Origin of the sequence: Streptosporangium sp. NPDC049046 (assembly GCF_040649155.1) — a bacterium.
Lineage (GTDB): Bacteria > Actinomycetota > Actinomycetes > Streptosporangiales > Streptosporangiaceae > Streptosporangium.
Map to the genome: position 1 here is coordinate 20,820 of NZ_JBEZEZ010000002.1, position 17,419 is coordinate 38,238.

The window sequence follows — 17,419 nt, forward strand, 5'->3', positions numbered from 1 at the left end:
GGGGCGCACCTCGCGATCATCGCGGGGCGACCGCGGACCAGGGCAGGGTGATCTCGCCGAGCCGCCATCGCGACCGGCCGCCCAGCGGGGGGCGCTCGGCGAGTGGCCAGGTCCCGGCGAGCGTTCCCGCGGCGGCGATCCAGCGCTGCCGGGAGCCGTACGAGCTCAGGGGGGCGTTGACCGCCCAGGCGCGGTCGAAGTCGCGCAGGAAGGCGTGGACGGGCTCGCCGGGGACGTTGCGGTGAATGAGCGTCTTGGGCAGCCGGTCGGCCAGGTCGGAGGGGCGTTCGAAGGAGTCGAAACGGGCCGAGACGGTGAGCGTCCGCGGCCCCGAGCGGTCGAGCCCCACCCAGACCGCGCGGTGGCCCACCTCCGAGCAGGTGCCCTCGACGATCATCCCGCCCGGCGCGAGCCGTTCGGACAGCATCGCCCAGTATCCCCACGCCTGCGCCTCCCCGTACTGTCGCAGCACGTTGAACGCCCTGATCAACAGGGGTGGCCTCGCCACCGGCAGCTCGAAGCCGCCCAGCGCGAAGGACAGCCCCGGCCGCTCGTACGGTTTGGCCGCCGCCACCCGGGCCGGGTCGATCTCGACGCCGACGACCTCGACCGAGGGGCAGACCGCGCGCAGCCGCAGGAACATCTCCAGGGTCGTGGTGTGCGAGGCCCCGTACCCGAGGTCGACCACGAGAGGGCGGACGGCGGAGCGCAGCGCGCGGCCGTGCGCGGCGACGATCCAGCGGTCGGCCCGGCGCAGGCGGTTGTGCCCCGTGGTGCCCCTGGTGATCTCTCCTATCGGCTTCGGCACGGTCAGACGCGGTGGACCTTGTGCTGGGCGGCCTGGGCCCGGGGGCGGATGACGAGGCGGTCGACGTTCACGTGGGCCGGGCGGGTCACGCACCAGGCGATGGCGTCGGCCACGTCGTCGGCGGAGAGCGGGCCGGGCACGCCCTCGTAGACCTGATCGGCGGCTGCGGAGTCGCCGCGGAAGCGGTTCAGCGAGAACTCCTCGGTGTGGACCATCCCGGGGGCGACCTCGACGATCCTGAGCGGCTGTCCGACCAGCTCCAGCCTCAGCACCTCGGTCATCGAGGTCTGCGCGTGCTTGGCCGCGTTGTATCCGCCGCCGCCCTCGTAGGAGACGAACCCGGCCACCGAGGTCAGCATCAGCAGCACGCCGTCACCCGACGCGACCAGCTTGGGCAGCAGGGCCTGGGTGACGCGGAGCGTGCCGAGCACGTTGACGTCGTACATCCGCTGCCAGTCGGCCACCTTCCCGCTCGCCACGGGTTCCAGGCCGATCGCGCCACCGGCGTTGTTGACCAGCACGTCGCAGCGGTCGAGCGAGGCGGCGAGCTCGTCCACCGACTCCTGCGACGTCACGTCCAGGGTGACCGGGCGGACGCCTGGCACCTCGGCGGCCAGCTCGTCGAGCCGCTCCCTGCGCCGCGCCGCGGCCACCACGTCGAAGCCCTCGGCGGCGAGCCTGCGGGCCGTCGCCTCGCCGATTCCGCTACTGGCCCCTGTCACCACAGCCGTCCTCTTCATGACCCCTCATCCTGCCAGGAGCCCTAGGGACCCATCCGCTCGGACTCGAAGAGGCTATGTGTCGGGAATGTTGCGGATTATCCGGTGGTTGAGCCCTCTCGGAGGTGGTGTCGGTGAGGCGACGGCGGGTCAACCGGGTCGCGACGATCAGCATGCACACGTCTCCCCTGGATCAACCGGGGACCGGGGACGCGGGCGGGATGAACGTCTACATCGTCGAGGTGGCGAAACGCCTGGCCGAACTCGGGGTGGAGGTGGAGATCTTCACCCGGCAGACATCCCGGGATCTGCCACCGGTCGCGGAGATCGTTCCGGGTGTCTCCGTCCGCCACGTCACCGCGGGACCGTACGAGGAGCTGGACAAGGGAGACCTGCCCGGCCAGCTCTGCGCCTTCCTGTCGGGCGTGCTGCGCACCGAGGCCATGTACGAGCCGGGCCGCTACGACGTCATCCACTCCCACTACTGGCTCTCCGGTCAGGTGGGCTGGCTGGCCAAGGAACGCTGGGGCCTGCCGCTGGTGCACACCATGCACACCATGGCCAAGGTGAAGAACCTCCTGCTCGCCGCCGACGACAGGCCGGAGCCCGCCGCCCGCGTACTGGGCGAGCAGCAGGTCGTGGACATCGCCGACCGCCTGGTGGCCAACACCCCGACCGAGGCCGAGGAACTCGTCCAGCTCTACGGCGCCGCCCCCGCCCGGGTGGAGGTCGTCAACCCCGGTGTGAGCCTCAGAGTCTTCCAGCCCGCCTCCCAGGGGGCGGCCCGCCACCGGCTCGGGCTGCCGCAGGACGCGCACGTGCTGCTGTTCGTGGGCAGGGTGCAACCGCTCAAGGCCCCGGACGTGCTGCTGCGCGCCGCGGCCAGGATGCTCATCGACGACCCCTCGCTCAGGTCCAGGCTGGTCGTCGCCTGTGTCGGCGGCCCCAGTGGCAACGGCCTGGCCAGGCCCTCCTACCTCAACGACGTGGCCGCCTCGCTGGGGATCTCCGACGTGGTGAGAATCGTTCCCCCCGCGCCCCAGCACGAGCTGGTCGACTGGTACCGCGCGTCCGACGTGACCGTCGTCCCCTCCCACAACGAGTCGTTCGGCCTGGTCGCCCTGGAGTCCCAGGCCTGTGGCACCCCGGTCGCCGCCGCGTCCGTGGGCGGGCTGCGCACCGCCGTACGCGACGGCGTGTCCGGGGTGCTCGTCGAGGGGCACGACCCCCACGACTGGGCGCGGGTGCTCGCCAGGTTCGTCTACGAGCCCGCCTGGCGGGAGACGCTGTCGGCGGGCTCGGTGGCCCACGCGGCGGCCTTCGGCTGGTCGGCCACCGCGGCCCGGCTGGCGGACGTCTACGCCGGGGCGATGGCGAACCTGCACCGGCTCCCGGTCGCGGTCAACTCGTGAGGACCACTCGCGAGGCCGGTGACGCAACCTCCGGATCCCGCTCGCGAGGGTGGGACGCGATCTTCGGACCCCGCTCGCGAGGCCGGTGAGCGGCCTCCGGGACCTGCTGCTCAGACCGAACCCCGGCACCTCGTCCGGGGGGTGCGCGTGAGGTGGGGACGGCCCGTGCGCGAGGGCCGCTCGTAAGCTGGGCCCATGCGCGAAGTGATCGAGGCGGCGCTGAAGAGCGCGGACGCCTCCTACGAGCAGCCCAGGCCGGGGGCCTTCCTGGTGAGGCTCCCCGGCCAGCACAAGCTCGCCACCATGACCTGGTTGATCGTCGGTGACCAGGCCCTGCATGTGGAGGCGTTCTTCTGCCGTCAACCCGACGAGAACCACGCCGAGTTCTACCGCTGGCTCCTCACCAAGAACGGTTCCATGTACGGGGTGCACTTCGCCCTCGACCCGATCGGCGACGTCTACCTCGTGGGCCGTGTCCCGCTGGCCGCGGTCACCGACGAGGAGGTCGACCGCCTCCTCGGGTGCGTGCTCACCTACTCGGACGAGGGTTTCGACCGCGCGCTCGAACTGGGCTTCGCCTCCTCGATCCGGCGCGAGTGGGAGTGGCGCGCCAAGCGCGGCGAGTCGCTCGCCAACCTCCAGGCCTTCGCCCGCTTCGCCGACCCCGAACGCTGAGGGCGCCGTCCCGAGAACGGGGCGCCCGGTACGTCGGGCGGTCCCGGGGCGGGCGGAGTACCCGGAAACGTCCAGCAGGCGCCCACTAAGCTTGTCGGCATGTCGACTTTGGTGCTGCTTCGGCACGGTGAGAGTGAGTGGAACGCGAAGGGTCTGTTCACCGGATGGGTGGACGCGGGGCTCTCGGCCAAGGGCGAGGAGGAGGCGCGGCGCGGCGGGCAGCTGCTGCTCGACGCGGGGGTGCGACCCGACGTGGTGCACACCTCCCTGATGAGCAGGGCGATCCAGACGGCGAACCTCGCGCTGGGCGCCGCGGACCTGCTCTGGCTGCCGGTCTCCCGGTCCTGGCGGCTCAACGAGCGCCACTACGGCGCCCTGCAGGGCAAGGACAAGGCGCAGACGCGGGCCGAGTTCGGTGACGAGCAGTTCATGCTCTGGCGCCGCTCCTACGACGTCCCGCCGCCCCCGATCGCCGACGACGACGAGTTCTCCCAGGTCGGTGACGCCCGCTACGCGCTCCTGCCGAGCGAGCTGATGCCGAGGACCGAGTGCCTCAAGGACGTCGTCGAGCGCATGCTGCCGTACTGGTACGACCAGATCGTGCCCGACCTCGCACAGGGGAGGAGCGTGCTGGTCGTCGCGCACGGCAACTCGCTCCGCGCGCTGGTCAAGCACCTGGACGGGATAGGCGACGACGAGATCGCCGGGCTCAACATCCCCACCGGCATCCCGCTCAGGTACGAGCTGGACGCCGACTTCCACCCGGTCACCAAGGGCGGACAGTATCTCGACCCCGCCGCGGCCGAGGCCGCCATCGAGGCTGTGGCCAACCAGGGCAAGTAGCCCTGACGTCCCGAAAAGTAGATAAAAGACCAAAAAAAGCGCAAAAGAGAGGGAGGGCCCGCCGGATCCGGCGGGCCCTCCCTCTCTTTTGCGTGAAGACGTTCGTGAAGGCCGGCGGGGATCGGCCGACGGGAGGACTCAGAGCACGGAGGTGTCCTGGGGACGGGAGCCTGTCACCAGATAGACCACGTCGTGCGCGACACGGACCGCGTGGTCGGCGTAGCGCTCGTAGTAGCGGCCGATCAGTGTCACGTCGATGGCCGGCTCGACGCCGTACTTCCAGTCGGGGGCCATCAGGATCTTGAACAGTCTCCGGTGCAGTTTGTCCATGGCGTCGTCGTCGGACTCCAGTTCCAGGGCCGACTCCACGTCGCGCGAGGCGATGCAGCTGCCGGTCTTGGTGACGAGGCGCTCGGCGATCTGGCCCATCTCCAGGATGGTGGAGCGGATCTCGGGCGGGATCGCGGAGTCGGGGTAGCGCAGCCTGGCGATCTTGGCCACATGCTCGGCGAGGTCGCCCATCCGCTCCAGGTCGGTGCCCATCCGCAGCGCCGCGATGATCATTCTGAGGTCCACGGCCACGGGCTGCTGCCGCGCCATCAGGTCGAAGATCGTGGTCTCGACCTCCGCGAAGACCCGGTTGACCTCCTCGTCCTGGGAGATGACGCTCTCGGCGAGCTGGAGGTCGGCGTCCAGGAGGGCGGTGGTGGCCCGCGATATCGCCGACCTGACGAGGCGGGTCATCTCGACCAGCCGTCCGGTGAGGGCGTCGAGGTCTTCGTGGTAGGCGTCGCGCATGCCACTCACGGTAGGGCGGTAACGGTGAACGAACCTCGACCGTAAAGTGAACTTTATGGGAAAGCCCGTGGTCATGCCCCTTTAGCCGTCCCCAACGGGAAAACCCCGACCTACCATCGAGGACGTGAAGCCTACGGGAGGACCACGTGAGTGAGCTGATGGCGAGCCTGGCCGCACTGGCCGGTTTCGTCGTGGGAGCGCTGGCCGTGATGGTCGTCCGCCAGAACCACGGACAGCGGAGAGCGATGACACCGGTTTACGGCGTCGAGCCCGGCGCGTTGCCCCAGGGGGTCGCCTCGGTGCTGGCCGTGCTGCCGTCCTCGGCGGTCGTGCTCGACAAGGAGGACCGCGTGCTGCGCGCCAGCTCGGCGGCCCGCGCGTTCGGCCTGGTAAAAGGAGATCACCTCATGGCGGCCGAGTTGCTCGCGCTCGCCAGGAAGGTGCGCAGGGACGGCGAGATCCGCGAGAGCGAGATCGAGGTGGCCGGCCACAAGTTCGGCCAGGAGTCGACCAGCTTCGCGGTGCGGGTCGCCCCGCTCGGCTCTCACGGCCAGGTGCTCGTCCTCGCCGAGGACCAGACCGAGCACCGCCGCGTCGAGGCGGTCCGCCGCGACTTCGTGGCCAACGTGAGCCACGAGCTCAAGACGCCGGTGGGTGCGCTCTCGCTGCTGGCCGAGACCATCCAGGACGCCGCCGACGACCCCGAGGCCGTCACCCGCTTCGCGGGGCGCATGCAACACGAGGCGGCCCGGCTCACCTACCTGGTCCAGGACCTCATCACCCTCTCCCGCATCCAGGGCGCCGAGCCCATCCCCACCCCCGGCCCGGTCCTGATCGACGAGGCGGTCCACGAGGCCATCGACCGCTGCAACACCACCGCGGCCGCCAAGGACATCACCCTCGTCGCCGGCGGGGTCGAGGGCCTGCGGATATGGGGCGACGACGAGCTTCTCGTCACCGCCCTGCGCAACCTCATCGACAACGCGGTCGCCTACAGCCCCGAGCACACCCGGGTCGTGGTCAGCGCCCGCGCGGCGGGCCCCAACACCGAATCCGTCGAGATCAGCGTGAGCGACCAGGGGATCGGCATCCCCGAGAGCGCCCAGGAACGGATCTTCGAACGGTTCTTCCGCGTCGACGCGGCACGCTCGCGGGCGACCGGTGGCACGGGCCTGGGCCTGGCCATCGTCAAGCACGTGGCCGCCTCCCACAACGGGGCGGTCACGGTGTGGAGCAAGGAAGGTTCCGGTTCCACATTCACCCTCCGCCTGCCCGCCTTCGGTGGCATGGCGGTTACGGAACCAGCTACGACCACGATCCCCCTGGAGGCCGCGCAGTGACCCGCGTGCTCGTTGTCGAGGACGAGGAATCGTTCTCCGACGCCCTGTCGTACATGCTGCGCAAGGAAGGCTTCGAGGTGGCCGTGGCCGCCACCGGGCCGGAAGCGCTGGAGACCTTCGACCGCAACGGCGCCGACCTGGTGCTGCTCGACCTGATGCTTCCCGGCCTGCCCGGCACCGAGGTCTGCCGCTCGCTCCGCCAGCGCTCCAACGTGCCCGTCATCATGCTCACCGCGAAGGACAGCGAGATCGACAAGGTCGTCGGGCTGGAGCTCGGAGCCGACGACTACGTCACCAAGCCCTTCTCCTCCAGAGAACTGGTGGCCCGTATCCGCGCGGTGCTGCGCCGCCAGGGCGACGTGGAGGAGCTGGAGTCGGCGGTGCTGGCCGCCGGTCCGGTCAGGATGGACGTCGATCGCCACATCGTCGCCGTACGCGGTGAGGCGGTGCAGCTGCCGCTGAAGGAGTTCGAGCTGCTGGAGGTGTTGCTGCGCAACGCCGGGCGGGTGCTCACCCGGGGCCAGCTCATCGACCGGGTCTGGGGCGCCGACTACGTGGGCGACACCAAGACCCTGGACGTGCACGTCAAGCGGCTGCGGGCCAAGGTCGAGTCCGATCCGTCCAACCCGCGCTGCATTCTCACCGTCCGGGGTCTGGGGTACAAGTTCGACCCCGCCGAGATCTGAGCCTCCCCACGGCCTCGGGGCGCCGTTCGCCTCCGCGAAGGCGACGGACTCCGCGACGCCCGCCTCGGGGTGATCGCTCGCCTCCGGACGATCCGAGGGGCCGTACGGCGTGCCCGCGCCGTACGGCCCCTCGGCGTGTCCGGAGGCCCTCACCGGGACGGCGATCAGTGGCCGGAGGAGTGCTCCTCGCCGGTGGCGGTGGCCGAGGGGGTGGCCGACGGCGTGGGCGCCGCGGAGGCGCCGGGAGCCTCCGGGTAGGCGGTGAACTCGCGGCTGCGGGTGATCACCGGGATCGTGAGCTGCACGATCCCGGCGTTGGCGAACTGCAGCTGCACCTTGACGCCCTCGCCGCCCCTGAGTGGCTTCTTCAGCCCTTCGATCAGGATGGTGGGGGTCGGCTTGCCGACGTTCACCCGCTGGTTGTGAGGGAGCGGCACGGGCGCGCTCACCTTCGCCGTACCGAGGGCGGGGTCGACGCCGAGACCGACGAGCTGGTCGGAGCCCGCGTTGGTGTTGATCAACGACAGGTAGAGCGGGGTGGCCGCACCCTCCGGCAGCGTCGCGCCCGAGTCGGGCCCCAGGAAGAAGGCCTGGGAGATGTCGATGCCGTTCGCCTTGACCGTGAGGGCCTCGGTCGGCGAGTAGGGCTTGTTGGTGATCGCGTCGGATCCGGCACCGCAGCCGGCCAGTGCCGAAGCGGCTGCGAGGAACGCCGCGGCGACGATCGCCCGGTGGCGGATGTTGCGGGTCACGGTGCGAGTTCTCCTTGTCACGCGTGAGATAGGGCAAGGGCAACCCTATCGGCGACGTTTACCGGGTTTCCCGCCGACCCGCCTCATCATCCGAAGACGGGGAACGCAGGTCATAAGCGCTTTTTGCCCCTCTGATTCATACACTTGGCCACTTGTCAAGTCATAAGATGCGGCTTTGACCTGCAGTTATGGTGATTTCACTGTTCCGGGAGGCTGTGGATACGTGGTACTCTTGAGTACAGCGGAAGGGGTACTTGTCACATGACTTTCCAGGTCGGCGACACTGTCGTCTACCCCCACCACGGGGCTGCTCGGATCGAGGCGATCACGACCCGAACCATCAAGGGTGAGGAAAGGACCTACCTGGTTCTTAAGGTCGACAAGGGCGACCTTACCGTCCAGGTGCCGGCAGACAACGCAGAGCTCGTGGGTGTTCGCGATGTCGTCGGACAAGAGGGCCTTGAGCGCGTTTTCGACGTGCTTCGAATGCCTCACACCGAAGAGCCCACCAACTGGTCCCGACGCTACAAGGCGAACCTTGAGAAGCTGGCGTCCGGTGACGTCAACAAGGTTGCCGAGGTCGTTCGCGACCTGTGGCGGCGAGACAGGGAGCGCGGACTCTCTGCGGGAGAGAAGAGAATGCTGGCGAAGGCCAGGCAGATCCTCGTCAGCGAGCTCGCGCTCGCGGAGAAGACCAACGAGGACAAGGCCGAGGCCCTGCTGGACGAGGTTCTCAACTCCTGAACAAGACATTTCCACGGGTGGGCGTCGGGGTCGACGTCCACCCGTTCGCTTCCGGTCGCGAGCTTCACCTCGCGGGCCTGCACTGGCCGGGTGAGACCGGCCTGGCCGGCCACTCCGACGGTGACGCCGCGGCCCACGCCGCCTGTGACGCGCTGCTCTCCGCGGCGGGTCTCGGTGACCTCGGCGGTCTGTTCGGCACGTCCGACCCCCGGTGGTCCGGTGCCTCGGGCGCGGCCCTGCTGGAGGAGACCGCCCGCAAGGTGCGCGCCGCGGGCTTCGAGATCGGCAACGTGGCCGTCCAGGTGATCGGTAACCGTCCCAAGCTCGCTCCCCGGCGTGTCGAGGCCGAGAAGGCCCTCAGTGCCGCCGTGGGGGCTCCCGTGAGTGTCAGCGCCACCACGACCGACGGGCTGGGCCTCACCGGGCGAGGTGAAGGGGTGGCCGCCGTCGCGACCGCGATCGTGGTGAACCTGTAGCGGGTGCCGGACGTCTCCTATACGGAACGCGGAAAACGTTCCGGCGAGCGGCGCGGAATGCTCGTCGATCCATATCGAGGCGGTGGCCCGTTTCCTGGCGCGGTACGGGCCACCCCTTTTTTCAGCGTGATCGCTTCTTTAGCGTGATCAGTGAATGCTCTGGGTAACCCCTTGGTGACCGTGTCTCGTAACAGGGGGAGCCAGACATGATCGTCTCGATTGTCTCCGCAATCATCATCGGCGCCATCATCGGCGCCCTGGCGCGACTCATTCTTCCCGGACGCCAGAACATCAGCATCGGCCTGACGCTCATCGTCGGCATCGTGGCCGCGCTTATCGGCACCGCCATCGCCGGGGCGCTCGGTCTGATCCACACGCGCGGGATCAACTGGTGGGAGCACATCATCCAGCTGGCGCTCGCGGTGCTGGGGGTGCTCCTCGTCGTCCAGATGCAGGCGAGAAAGACGCACTGACGGATTTTTTGCCGCCGACAGGCATATCCGTGACCCAGGGGGTAGCCACCTCCCCATGAGAGTGAAGGTCTCACCCTCACTGGGAGGTTGAAATGACTATCGCATCCATTCTCGGGGCAATCGTTATCGGCGCGATCATCGGAGCCCTCGGCCGCCTCCTGCTTCCCGGTAGGCAGGCGATCGGAGTGGTCCTGACCGTTGTCGTCGGCATCATCGCCGCGCTCATCGGCACCGCCATCGCCCAGGGTCTCGGCGTCGCCACCACGAGCGGTATCGACTGGATCGAGCTCGTCATGCAGGTGGGTCTGGCTGTCGTCGGTGTCGGTCTGGTCGCCGGTCTCAAGCGTTCCAGGGTTTAGGCGAACACCCGGGTGAAGATCCCGGTGACCTCGCCGAGGCTCGACTGGACCCCTCCGGTCCGGAGGTGCTCACGGTGCCGACGATGTCACCGTGCTCCAGGAGAAGACCCGCTCGGCTCCGTCTGGCATGCCGAGCGGGTCTCGGCCGTTTCCGGCAGGTTCGGGGCAACGCGCCGGACCGGCTTCCGGCCGATCCCGGACACGGCCCGGAGGGGAGCAAAGCGCCGGTCCGCAGCGGGGCGCCGCTCACACATGTGTGAGCGAATAGCTGCGGGCCGGTCCAACACCGGATGGCGAACGGCGGTCCTGGCCGAAGGCCGCGCCGTTCGTTCCGTCCGAAGGGTGAGTTCAGGCCTCGCGGCCCGGCCGCGAGGCCTGAACGGACACCGTCCGAAGACGTGGTTCTCGAACGCCTGGGTCTCCAGCGCGTACGGCGGGGCCAAGACGACGCCGACCACGTAGCCGAGCTCGGCGATCTCCGCGGGGGAGATCCGGCCGAGCCGACGGCCCGAAGACCGGGTCAGCTCCTCCCAGGCCCCGGAGCTGACCCGACGGGCGTACGGAACAGGCGACCCGCGTCCGTCCCTGTTCCCAACCGTTCCTGCTTGTTCCTCACTCGCCCGGCGGCACGGGCGTGCTGCGCATCCGCCCGGAGGGCGGTGCCGCGGTGCCGTTCTCGTCATCGTAGGACCGCGCCGCGGCCTCCTCCCCTGCCTCGGCGGCCTCGGCGCCGTGCGAGGGGTCGGGCGCCCCGGCCCTTCTCCCGCTCGTGCGCGCCTCTCGCGCCGCCACAGGCGCCCGCACGGCCGTCTCCTCGGACGTCTCGGCGCTCGCCCCTCGGGCCTTCCTCGTAGCCCTCTCGGTGGCTTTCGCCGGGGCCTTCGCCGCGGATTTCCGCGCGGTCGTCCTCGTCGCGGCCCTCGGCTCGGCATTCGCCGGACGGTCCTGCCGGTCCCCCTCGTGGTCCTTCACGGCGAGGAACGGCTGGGTGTCCTCGTCGCGATCGCTCTCCTCGTCCGTACCGCTGCCGCCCGCCGCCGTGCCCGAAGGCTTCGCCGCACTCCTGGCCGTGCCGCGCCGTGCCGTGGTGCGCGGGCCGGTCCCGGCCGTACCGGTCTCCTCGGTCCCGCCCGTTCCCGGCGCCTGCTCAGGTGGGAGGTCGGCGTCGCTGTCCCAGGTCTCCACCCGCTCGCTGACCCTGCCCTCGCTGCCCTCGCTGCCCTCGCTGCCCTCGCTGCCCTCGCTCTCCGGCTCCTCGCTCGGTGTCCGTACGGCGGGACGGGGCGGATGGACGAGCAGGTCGCCCTGGCGGGGCCTGACCAGGTCGCCCCAGCGCATCGGCTTACCGGGACGGGGAGCCGCGGGCTCCTGAGGGGCCTGCGGGATGTCGGCGACCTCGGGTGTCTCCGGCGCCGCCGTGGGGCCGACCACCGGCTCGCCCACCGGAAGGTCGTGGTGCGGTGCGGTCTCCAGGGGAGGCGCGGCGTGCGGGTCCAGCATGATCTCGGCCGCGGGGTGGTGCACCAGCTGGCCAGGGTGACCTGCGTGACCCGGGTGGCCTTCGCGGTCGGGGCGGGCGGGCTGCTCAGGATGGGCGGGCGAGGTCTGCCCCTGCCACCGTTCCCCGGTGTCGGGCGCGCCTGAACGCTCGGTGGCCGCCCGGTTCGCCTCGGGGAACGGCACGATGTCGCGTTCGGACGCCAGGCCGGACAGGGCCGCGTCGGCCGCGGCCCTCCGGGCGGCGGCGTGTTTGATCAGCAGGAGCCAGAGCCACAGGGCCAGGATCAGCATCACCCAGGGGGCGACGGCGACCACGACGGCCGCTCGCCCTTCGTCCACCACCATCCGCATGGCGGTGGCCACCTCGGCGGCGACCGCGCCGGCGAGCAGCAGCGTCAGGATCACGCCCGCCTGCAGCCGCACCGGCCACCAGCCGCCCCTCAGCAGCAGTACGCCGATCATCGCGATGACGAGCAGGGCGTCGAAGGCCGCGGGATAGAGGTACGCGAGGTCGGCGGGCGCTCTGCCCGCGACGGCGAGGGCCCGTAGATCCTCGAAGGAGAGCACGCAGGCCGCCGCGGTGAGGGCGGCGACGCCGACTCCGGTGACGACGATCCCGGCGTGGCGCAGGGCGACGGCCACCCGGCTCGGCTCGGGGGCGGCGATGGTCAGTGGCGGGGGCGGGGACGGGCGGGACATCGAGCCCGTCGCCCCGGGGGATTTGGCGTCCATGGCTCTTTGAGCCTACAGAATCGACATCTAGCATGATCGGGGAAGTTTTCCGAGGGCGACAGAGAACGATCGAGGCGAAGAAATGGCAGAACTGTCCGATTCCGTACGCGAGATGTTCGACGCCGCGAACTTCGCGACCGTGACGAGTCTCAACGAAGACGGGAGCCCGCAGGCGAGCGTCGTCTGGGTGAAGACGGACGGGAACGACGTGGTGTTCTCGACGATCAGGGGCAGGCGCAAGAGCCTCAACTTCGCGCGTGACCCGCGTACGGCCATCGTGGTGTTCGATCCCGCCGACCCGTACCGCTACGTCGAGGTGCGGGGGACGGTCAGCCTCGCCGACGATCCCGATGGCGCGCTCATCCAGGAGATGTCGCACAAATACCGCGGTGAGGACTGGGTCGAGGAGAAGCCGGAGGTGGAGAGGCTGATCGCCAGGATCGTCCCTGAACGCGTGGTCTATCACGGTGCTGTTTCGACGGACTAGTCGGGCGACATTCACCGCTAGTGGTCATAAAACACTCTGCTGAGTGTCTTCAACGTCCCGCAACTCGGTTTGTGAGGCGAGGTGAGGCATTAGCCTTGCCTTCGTGAGCCTGCAGCTATACGACACCAGCGTACGCACCGTCCGCGAATTCGTCCCGGTAGAACCCGGCCGGGCCTCGATCTACCTGTGTGGTGCCACCGTGCAGGCTCCCCCGCACATCGGGCACATCCGCTCGGGCGTCAACTTCGACGTGCTCCGCCGCTGGATGATCAGGTCTGGGTACGAGGTGACCTTCTGCCGCAACGTCACCGACATCGACGACAAGATCATTAGAGTCGCCGCAGCCGAGAACGTGCCGTGGTTCGCCGTCGCCGAGCGTAACCAGAGGGCCTTCACCTGGGCCTACGAGGTGCTGGGTTGCCTGCCCCCGACCGTCGAGCCGCGTGCCACCGGTCACGTGCCCGAGATGATCGAGCTGATGGACCGGCTGATCGCCGCCGGTCACGCCTACGCCTCCGGCGGTGACGTCTACTTCGACGTCATGTCCTACGCCGACCGGTACGGCTCGCTGTCCAACCAGAAGCTCCAGAACATGCGGGCCGCGGGCGACACCGAGACCGACTCCTGCAAGCGAGACCCGCGCGACTTCGCGCTCTGGAAGGGCGAGAAGCCGGGGGAGCCGACCTGGCCGACCCCGTGGGGCCGGGGCCGTCCCGGCTGGCACCTGGAGTGCTCCGCCATGGCGACCAAGTATCTCGGCGCCACCTTCGACATCCACGGCGGCGGCGTCGACCTGATCTTCCCGCACCACGAGAACGAGCTGACCCAGTCCCAGGCGGCGGGCGACGGCTTCGCCCGCTACTGGATGCACAACGGCATGCTCAAGATCGGCGCGGAGAAGATGAGCAAGTCGCTCGGCAACTCCCTGCTCGTCCCCGAGGTCACCAAGAAGGTTCGCCCGGTCGAGCTCCGTTACTACCTGGCGGCACCCCACTACCGATCCTCGATCGAATACTCGGAGGAGGCGCTGTTCGAGGCCGCCTCGGCCTATCAGCGGATCGAGGGCTTCGTCACCCGCGCGGCCGAGGTCATCCACGACGTCGACGCGCACGCGCCGCTTCCCCAGGCGTTCTCCGACGCCCTCGACGACGATCTGGGCACCCCCCAGGCGCTCGCCGTGGTGCACGAGGTGGTCCGCGAGGGCAACGTCGCGCTGGCCCAGGGCAACAAGGAGCAGGTCGCAAGGCTGCTCGCCGAGACGCAGAACATGCTCGACGTCCTCGGCCTCGACCCGCGCTCGGAGCAGTGGCGCTCCTCGGGCGGCGAGACCGGCATGCGGGCGACCGTCGACGCGCTGGTCGCCGTCGCGCTGGAGCAGCGGCAGGCGGCGCGGGCGCGCAAGGACTTCTCGGCGGCCGACAGCATCCGTGACCAGCTTTCCCACGCGGGCATCCACGTCGAGGACACCCCTCAGGGCCCGCGCTGGGAACTCTCGCGGTGAAACCAGGCCGTACGCTATAGACCATGGCTGGTGGGGGTAAAGGGTCCGGGCGACCCGCGAAGAAGAAGAGTCCGACCAAGGGCACGGGCGGTAACGTCCGCCGAGGCTTGGAGGGCAGGGGAGCCACCCCGCCGGCGCACATGCGGCACTGGCACAAGGACAAGGCGCGCACCGAGCGGGTCGAGCGCGAGGAGAGGACCGGCAGGTCTCCCTCCCCGCGCACCCCGGTTCGCACCCGGCGCAGCGACGACGCGCCCGAGCACATCGGCGGGCGCAACCCCGTCGTGGAGGCGTTGCGGGCCGGAGTCCCGGCCAGCACGCTCTATGTGGCCCTGCGCATCGACAACGACGACCGCGTCAAGGAATCGGTCCGCATCGCCGCCGCCCGGGGCATCGCGATGCTGGAGGTCGGCAGGGAGAAGCTCGATCGTCTCACCGAGGGGGGGATCCACCAGGGCATCGCCCTGCAGATTCCCCCGTACGACTACGCACACCCCGACGACCTGGTCCGCATCGCCCAGGAGGGCGCGGAGGTCCCGCTGATCGTCGCTCTCGACAGCGTCACCGACCCCCGCAACCTGGGCGCCATCGCCCGCTCGGCCACCGCCTTCGGCGCCCACGGTCTGGTCATCCCCTCCCGCCGCTCGGCCGGGGTCACCGGCGGGGCCTGGAAGACCTCGGCCGGCACGCTGGCCACCCTGCCGGTCGCCCGCGCCGCCAACCTCACCGCCACCCTGCGGGAGTACCGCGAGGCGGGCCTGTTCGTGATCGGCCTGGACGGCGAGGGCACGGTCGACATCGGCGAGGCCAACCTCCTCGACGGCCCGCTGGTCGTCGTCGTGGGCTCCGAGGGCAAGGGCCTGTCCCGACTGGTCCGCGAGGCGTGTGACCTGGTCGTCCGCATCCCGATGCGGGCCGCCGCCGAGTCGCTCAACGCCGGCGTCGCCGCGGGCATCGCCCTCTACGAGGTCGCCCGCCACCGCCGTTCCTAACGGTTCGCAATCGGCGGGGCATACCTCGGTGACGTACGGGGAGTGAGCCGACTACACTCGACTGGCGACCGTGCCGACGTAGCTCAATCGGCAGAGCAACAGTCTTGTAAACTGTAGGTCAGGGGTTCGATTCCCCTCGTCGGCTCGCATGTGAAAGGCCAGGTCAACCGGTATCCGGTGACCTGGCCTTTCGCCGTTCAGGGGAATTTTATGATCTTCTGTGCCCGTTGCGTGCCCGATGGCTTCTCAGGCCCGCCCGCCCGTGCCCGTTTGAACGCCTGCCCGAGCGCCTTGGCGATGGCCTTGTCCCGGTCCTGACTGGCGTGCTGGTAGATCAACGCCGCCCGCGTGGAGGAGTGCCCCATCCGGGACATCAGCTCCTTGAGGCTCGCTCCGGTCAAGGCGGTGGCGCGGCGCGCCGCCGCTCGGCCCTCCACCCGCCCGCCGTCCGGGCGTGCGGCGTGGGCGCCGGTCCCGAACGGCGGCGGAAATCGGGCCGTCCACCGCACCGCTCACGCGCCGCACCGATCCAACGCGCCGCCCATAGGCCACGCCACCGCCTTAGACAGCCGCCTGCCCGTGCGTGCCGGATACACCTCGGGAGTTTGCCGAACATGAGCCATGCTGTCGCCGGCCACGCCACTGCGCAGGCGCTCATGTCCCATGCCCGTGACGCCGTGTCCTCTCCAGCTACAAAGAAGGAACCCGAAGCGCCAGGATGGCCATGTCATCGGTCATGTGCCCCTGGCTGTACTCAAGCGCGGCATCCCCGATCCGCTTGACGATGCCAGCCGCGTCAAGACCTTGGCATCCTGACAACAAGGTGCTCAGCCGTTCCTCGCCGAACAGGTCCCACTGTGTGGGCGGATGCGCCTCAGTGACGCCATCGCTGTACAACACCAAGGTGTCACCGGGCCTCATGTCGAAACGCACGTTCTCAAGCCCCGCATCCTCCACGATGCCCAGCACGGTGCCGTGCGTCTTCAAAGGCTCCACCGTGCCATCTGCCCGCCGCACCAAGGCAGAGGGGTGTCCAGCCGTGGACAACATCCCGGTGAACCCGCCTTTTTCGTCAGGGCGGAAGATGGCGCACACCACCGTCAGGAACCGCTGCTCGGTGACCTGCTGAGCCAGCAGCGCCTGATTCAACTGCTCCAGCACCTTGCTGGGCGAGACATGATGAGGCGCATCGGCCCGCACCGTGTACCGCGCTAGAGCGGTGATCTGGGCGGCTTCCACGCCGTGCCCGCACACATCGCCCAAGACCGCGCACCAGCGCGAACCACTCGCCAAAAACAGGTCATAGAAATCACCGGTCACGTTCACCCCGCCGGCGGCCGGAATATAGGACGCGGCAGCCTGCAAGCCGGGAACCCTCGGCATCATCGGCGGCAACAAACTGTCTTGAAGAGTCCGAGCCAGCTCCGCAGACACCTTGCCCGCGGCCTGCAACTTCACCACGTGCCGCTCGGAACGCGCCAGCGCACCCCGAAGCCCAATCTCACTCGATACCGCCCGCGCCAAGGTGGCCAGCGTCTGCACATCAGCGTCCGACCACACCCGTGAGGCCGAGTCCACCACGCACAGCCCGCCCAGAACCTCGCCGTTCGGGCCATGAATGGGATATCCAGCCCACGCACCCATCCCCAGCCGCTTCACCACCGCCAGGTCGCACACCCGAGGATCAGCAACGGCATCCTCCACGATCAACGGCGCATTCGTCGCGATCAAGATGTGGCTCGGGCCGTCTTGCACCGCGTTCTGCCGCGCCGCCAACGGCAGCTCACCCATCCCGATCGCGCTCTTCCAGAACGACCGCTGATCATCAACCAAGGTCACAAAGGCCCGTTGTCCTCCGGTCACCCTTGCCGCCAGCCCAGCGAACTCATCGAACGACGGCTCAGGCTCCGTGTCGAGCAGGCCAGTAGCCCACACCGCCGTCAGCCGCTTAGGGTCGAATATCGCTGAGGGGATCTCAAAGGCCATGTGCGTGATCGCCTTTACTTCCGGGTGCGTCACCCGGAGCCGCACTGCTGATACCGAAAGCCAATGGGTATCCACCCAAGGCAAATGATCGTGTGCTGCAGGGCAGAGCAAGCCGCTACATGATCAAACTGTAGTC

Annotated in this window: 19 protein-coding genes and 1 tRNA gene; 13 read left to right on the forward strand and 7 right to left on the reverse strand. The window is 69.3% G+C overall.

Features of this window, described 5'->3' with window-relative positions:
- Positions 1–16: 16 nt before the first annotated feature.
- The gene (locus AB0B96_RS02460) at positions 17–808 is read right to left on the reverse strand and encodes a class I SAM-dependent methyltransferase (RefSeq protein ID WP_362895874.1); all 792 of its coding nucleotides are present in this window, start codon (positions 806–808) and stop codon (positions 17–19) included.
- A gap of 2 nt (positions 809–810) precedes the next feature.
- Positions 811–1,548 (reverse strand): SDR family oxidoreductase, encoded by a 738-nt coding sequence (locus tag AB0B96_RS02465; RefSeq protein WP_350943152.1) that lies wholly within the window; start codon positions 1,546–1,548, stop codon positions 811–813.
- A 107-nt stretch (positions 1,549–1,655) separates the two neighbouring features.
- Between AB0B96_RS02465 and mshA the strand changes: the two genes are divergently transcribed.
- The 3 genes from mshA to AB0B96_RS02480 all read left to right on the forward strand — a co-directional run bounded on the left by mshA (position 1,656) and on the right by AB0B96_RS02480 (position 4,457).
- On the forward strand, positions 1,656–2,939 hold the full coding sequence (mshA, locus tag AB0B96_RS02470; RefSeq protein WP_350943154.1) for a D-inositol-3-phosphate glycosyltransferase: 1,284 nt from the start codon (positions 1,656–1,658) through the stop codon (positions 2,937–2,939).
- Positions 2,940–3,134: 195 nt separating this feature from the next.
- Positions 3,135–3,614, forward strand: a complete 480-nt coding sequence (locus tag AB0B96_RS02475; protein ID WP_350943155.1) for a YbjN domain-containing protein — start codon at positions 3,135–3,137, stop codon at positions 3,612–3,614.
- Positions 3,615–3,713: 99 nt separating this feature from the next.
- Positions 3,714–4,457, forward strand: a complete 744-nt coding sequence (locus tag AB0B96_RS02480; protein ID WP_350943156.1) for a phosphoglyceromutase — start codon at positions 3,714–3,716, stop codon at positions 4,455–4,457.
- 138 nt (positions 4,458–4,595) lie between these two features.
- On the opposite strand, the gene phoU is transcribed toward AB0B96_RS02480, so the two are convergent.
- A complete protein-coding gene (gene phoU, locus AB0B96_RS02485) occupies positions 4,596–5,255 on the reverse strand; it encodes a phosphate signaling complex protein PhoU (protein ID WP_350943157.1) in 660 nt (219 codons plus the stop codon).
- A gap of 158 nt (positions 5,256–5,413) precedes the next feature.
- Here phoU and AB0B96_RS02490 point away from each other — a divergent pair, with 158 nt between their 5' ends.
- Positions 5,414–6,595, forward strand: a complete 1,182-nt coding sequence (locus AB0B96_RS02490) for an ATP-binding protein (RefSeq protein WP_350943564.1) — start codon at positions 5,414–5,416, stop codon at positions 6,593–6,595.
- On the forward strand, positions 6,592–7,281 hold the full coding sequence (locus tag AB0B96_RS02495) for a response regulator transcription factor (RefSeq protein ID WP_329089757.1): 690 nt from the start codon (positions 6,592–6,594) through the stop codon (positions 7,279–7,281). Before AB0B96_RS02490 ends, AB0B96_RS02495 begins: the two co-directional genes overlap by 4 nt.
- A gap of 164 nt (positions 7,282–7,445) precedes the next feature.
- Here AB0B96_RS02495 and AB0B96_RS02500 read toward each other — a convergent pair whose 3' ends face one another.
- Positions 7,446–8,033, reverse strand: a complete 588-nt coding sequence (locus AB0B96_RS02500) for a copper chaperone PCu(A)C (protein WP_362895876.1) — start codon at positions 8,031–8,033, stop codon at positions 7,446–7,448.
- Between the two features lie 261 nt (positions 8,034–8,294).
- Between AB0B96_RS02500 and AB0B96_RS02505 the strand changes: the two genes are divergently transcribed.
- The 4 genes from AB0B96_RS02505 to AB0B96_RS02520 all read left to right on the forward strand — a co-directional run bounded on the left by AB0B96_RS02505 (position 8,295) and on the right by AB0B96_RS02520 (position 10,085).
- On the forward strand, positions 8,295–8,777 hold the full coding sequence (locus AB0B96_RS02505) for a CarD family transcriptional regulator (protein WP_030924410.1): 483 nt from the start codon (positions 8,295–8,297) through the stop codon (positions 8,775–8,777).
- A 17-nt stretch (positions 8,778–8,794) separates the two neighbouring features.
- Positions 8,795–9,253, forward strand: coding sequence for a 2-C-methyl-D-erythritol 2,4-cyclodiphosphate synthase (ispF, locus tag AB0B96_RS02510; protein ID WP_350943159.1), 459 nt, complete (start codon positions 8,795–8,797; stop codon positions 9,251–9,253).
- A 206-nt stretch (positions 9,254–9,459) separates the two neighbouring features.
- Positions 9,460–9,726, forward strand: a complete 267-nt coding sequence (locus AB0B96_RS02515) for a GlsB/YeaQ/YmgE family stress response membrane protein (protein ID WP_350943160.1) — start codon at positions 9,460–9,462, stop codon at positions 9,724–9,726.
- A gap of 92 nt (positions 9,727–9,818) precedes the next feature.
- Entirely contained in the window at positions 9,819–10,085 is a 267-nt protein-coding gene (locus tag AB0B96_RS02520) for a GlsB/YeaQ/YmgE family stress response membrane protein (protein WP_350943162.1), read from the forward strand.
- 612 nt (positions 10,086–10,697) lie between these two features.
- On the opposite strand, the gene AB0B96_RS02525 is transcribed toward AB0B96_RS02520, so the two are convergent.
- On the reverse strand, positions 10,698–12,317 hold the full coding sequence (locus tag AB0B96_RS02525; protein ID WP_362895881.1) for a DUF2637 domain-containing protein: 1,620 nt from the start codon (positions 12,315–12,317) through the stop codon (positions 10,698–10,700).
- Positions 12,318–12,399: 82 nt separating this feature from the next.
- On the opposite strand from AB0B96_RS02525, the gene AB0B96_RS02530 reads away from it, so the two are divergent.
- From AB0B96_RS02530 to AB0B96_RS02545, 4 genes are all read left to right on the forward strand, one after another.
- Positions 12,400–12,804, forward strand: coding sequence for a PPOX class F420-dependent oxidoreductase (locus AB0B96_RS02530; RefSeq protein ID WP_350943166.1), 405 nt, complete (start codon positions 12,400–12,402; stop codon positions 12,802–12,804).
- 103 nt (positions 12,805–12,907) lie between these two features.
- A complete protein-coding gene (gene cysS / locus AB0B96_RS02535; protein WP_350943167.1) occupies positions 12,908–14,305 on the forward strand; it encodes a cysteine--tRNA ligase in 1,398 nt (465 codons plus the stop codon).
- A gap of 23 nt (positions 14,306–14,328) precedes the next feature.
- Positions 14,329–15,297 (forward strand): 23S rRNA (guanosine(2251)-2'-O)-methyltransferase RlmB, encoded by a 969-nt coding sequence (gene rlmB, locus AB0B96_RS02540; protein WP_362895883.1) that lies wholly within the window; start codon positions 14,329–14,331, stop codon positions 15,295–15,297.
- 72 nt (positions 15,298–15,369) lie between these two features.
- Positions 15,370–15,442 (forward strand) — tRNA-Thr (locus AB0B96_RS02545).
- A gap of 52 nt (positions 15,443–15,494) precedes the next feature.
- Here AB0B96_RS02545 and AB0B96_RS02550 read toward each other — a convergent pair.
- Complete coding sequence (locus AB0B96_RS02550; RefSeq protein WP_362895885.1) at positions 15,495–15,734, reverse strand: hypothetical protein; 240 nt, start codon at positions 15,732–15,734, stop codon at positions 15,495–15,497.
- A gap of 253 nt (positions 15,735–15,987) precedes the next feature.
- Complete coding sequence (locus AB0B96_RS02555; protein WP_362895887.1) at positions 15,988–17,283, reverse strand: GAF domain-containing SpoIIE family protein phosphatase; 1,296 nt, start codon at positions 17,281–17,283, stop codon at positions 15,988–15,990.
- Positions 17,284–17,419 lie beyond the last annotated feature (136 nt).

Bases quoted from the DNA above. Each gene is read 5' to 3' on its own strand.
- AB0B96_RS02465 (WP_350943152.1), bottom strand. From the start codon at position 1,548: ATGAAGAGGACGGCTGTGGTGACAGGGGCCAGTAGCGGAATCGGCGAG.
- AB0B96_RS02475 (WP_350943155.1), top strand. From the start codon at position 3,135: ATGCGCGAAGTGATCGAGGCGGCGCTGAAGAGCGCGGACGCCTCCTAC.
- AB0B96_RS02480 (WP_350943156.1), top strand. From the start codon at position 3,714: ATGTCGACTTTGGTGCTGCTTCGGCACGGTGAGAGTGAGTGGAACGCG.
- phoU (WP_350943157.1), bottom strand. From the start codon at position 5,255: ATGCGCGACGCCTACCACGAAGACCTCGACGCCCTCACCGGACGGCTG.
- AB0B96_RS02490 (WP_350943564.1), top strand. From the start codon at position 5,414: ATGGCGAGCCTGGCCGCACTGGCCGGTTTCGTCGTGGGAGCGCTGGCC.
- AB0B96_RS02505 (WP_030924410.1), top strand. From the start codon at position 8,295: ATGACTTTCCAGGTCGGCGACACTGTCGTCTACCCCCACCACGGGGCT.
- AB0B96_RS02515 (WP_350943160.1), top strand. From the start codon at position 9,460: ATGATCGTCTCGATTGTCTCCGCAATCATCATCGGCGCCATCATCGGC.
- AB0B96_RS02520 (WP_350943162.1), top strand. From the start codon at position 9,819: ATGACTATCGCATCCATTCTCGGGGCAATCGTTATCGGCGCGATCATC.
- AB0B96_RS02525 (WP_362895881.1), bottom strand. From the start codon at position 12,317: ATGGACGCCAAATCCCCCGGGGCGACGGGCTCGATGTCCCGCCCGTCC.
- AB0B96_RS02530 (WP_350943166.1), top strand. From the start codon at position 12,400: ATGGCAGAACTGTCCGATTCCGTACGCGAGATGTTCGACGCCGCGAAC.
- rlmB (WP_362895883.1), top strand. From the start codon at position 14,329: ATGGCTGGTGGGGGTAAAGGGTCCGGGCGACCCGCGAAGAAGAAGAGT.
- AB0B96_RS02555 (WP_362895887.1), bottom strand. From the start codon at position 17,283: ATGGCCTTTGAGATCCCCTCAGCGATATTCGACCCTAAGCGGCTGACG.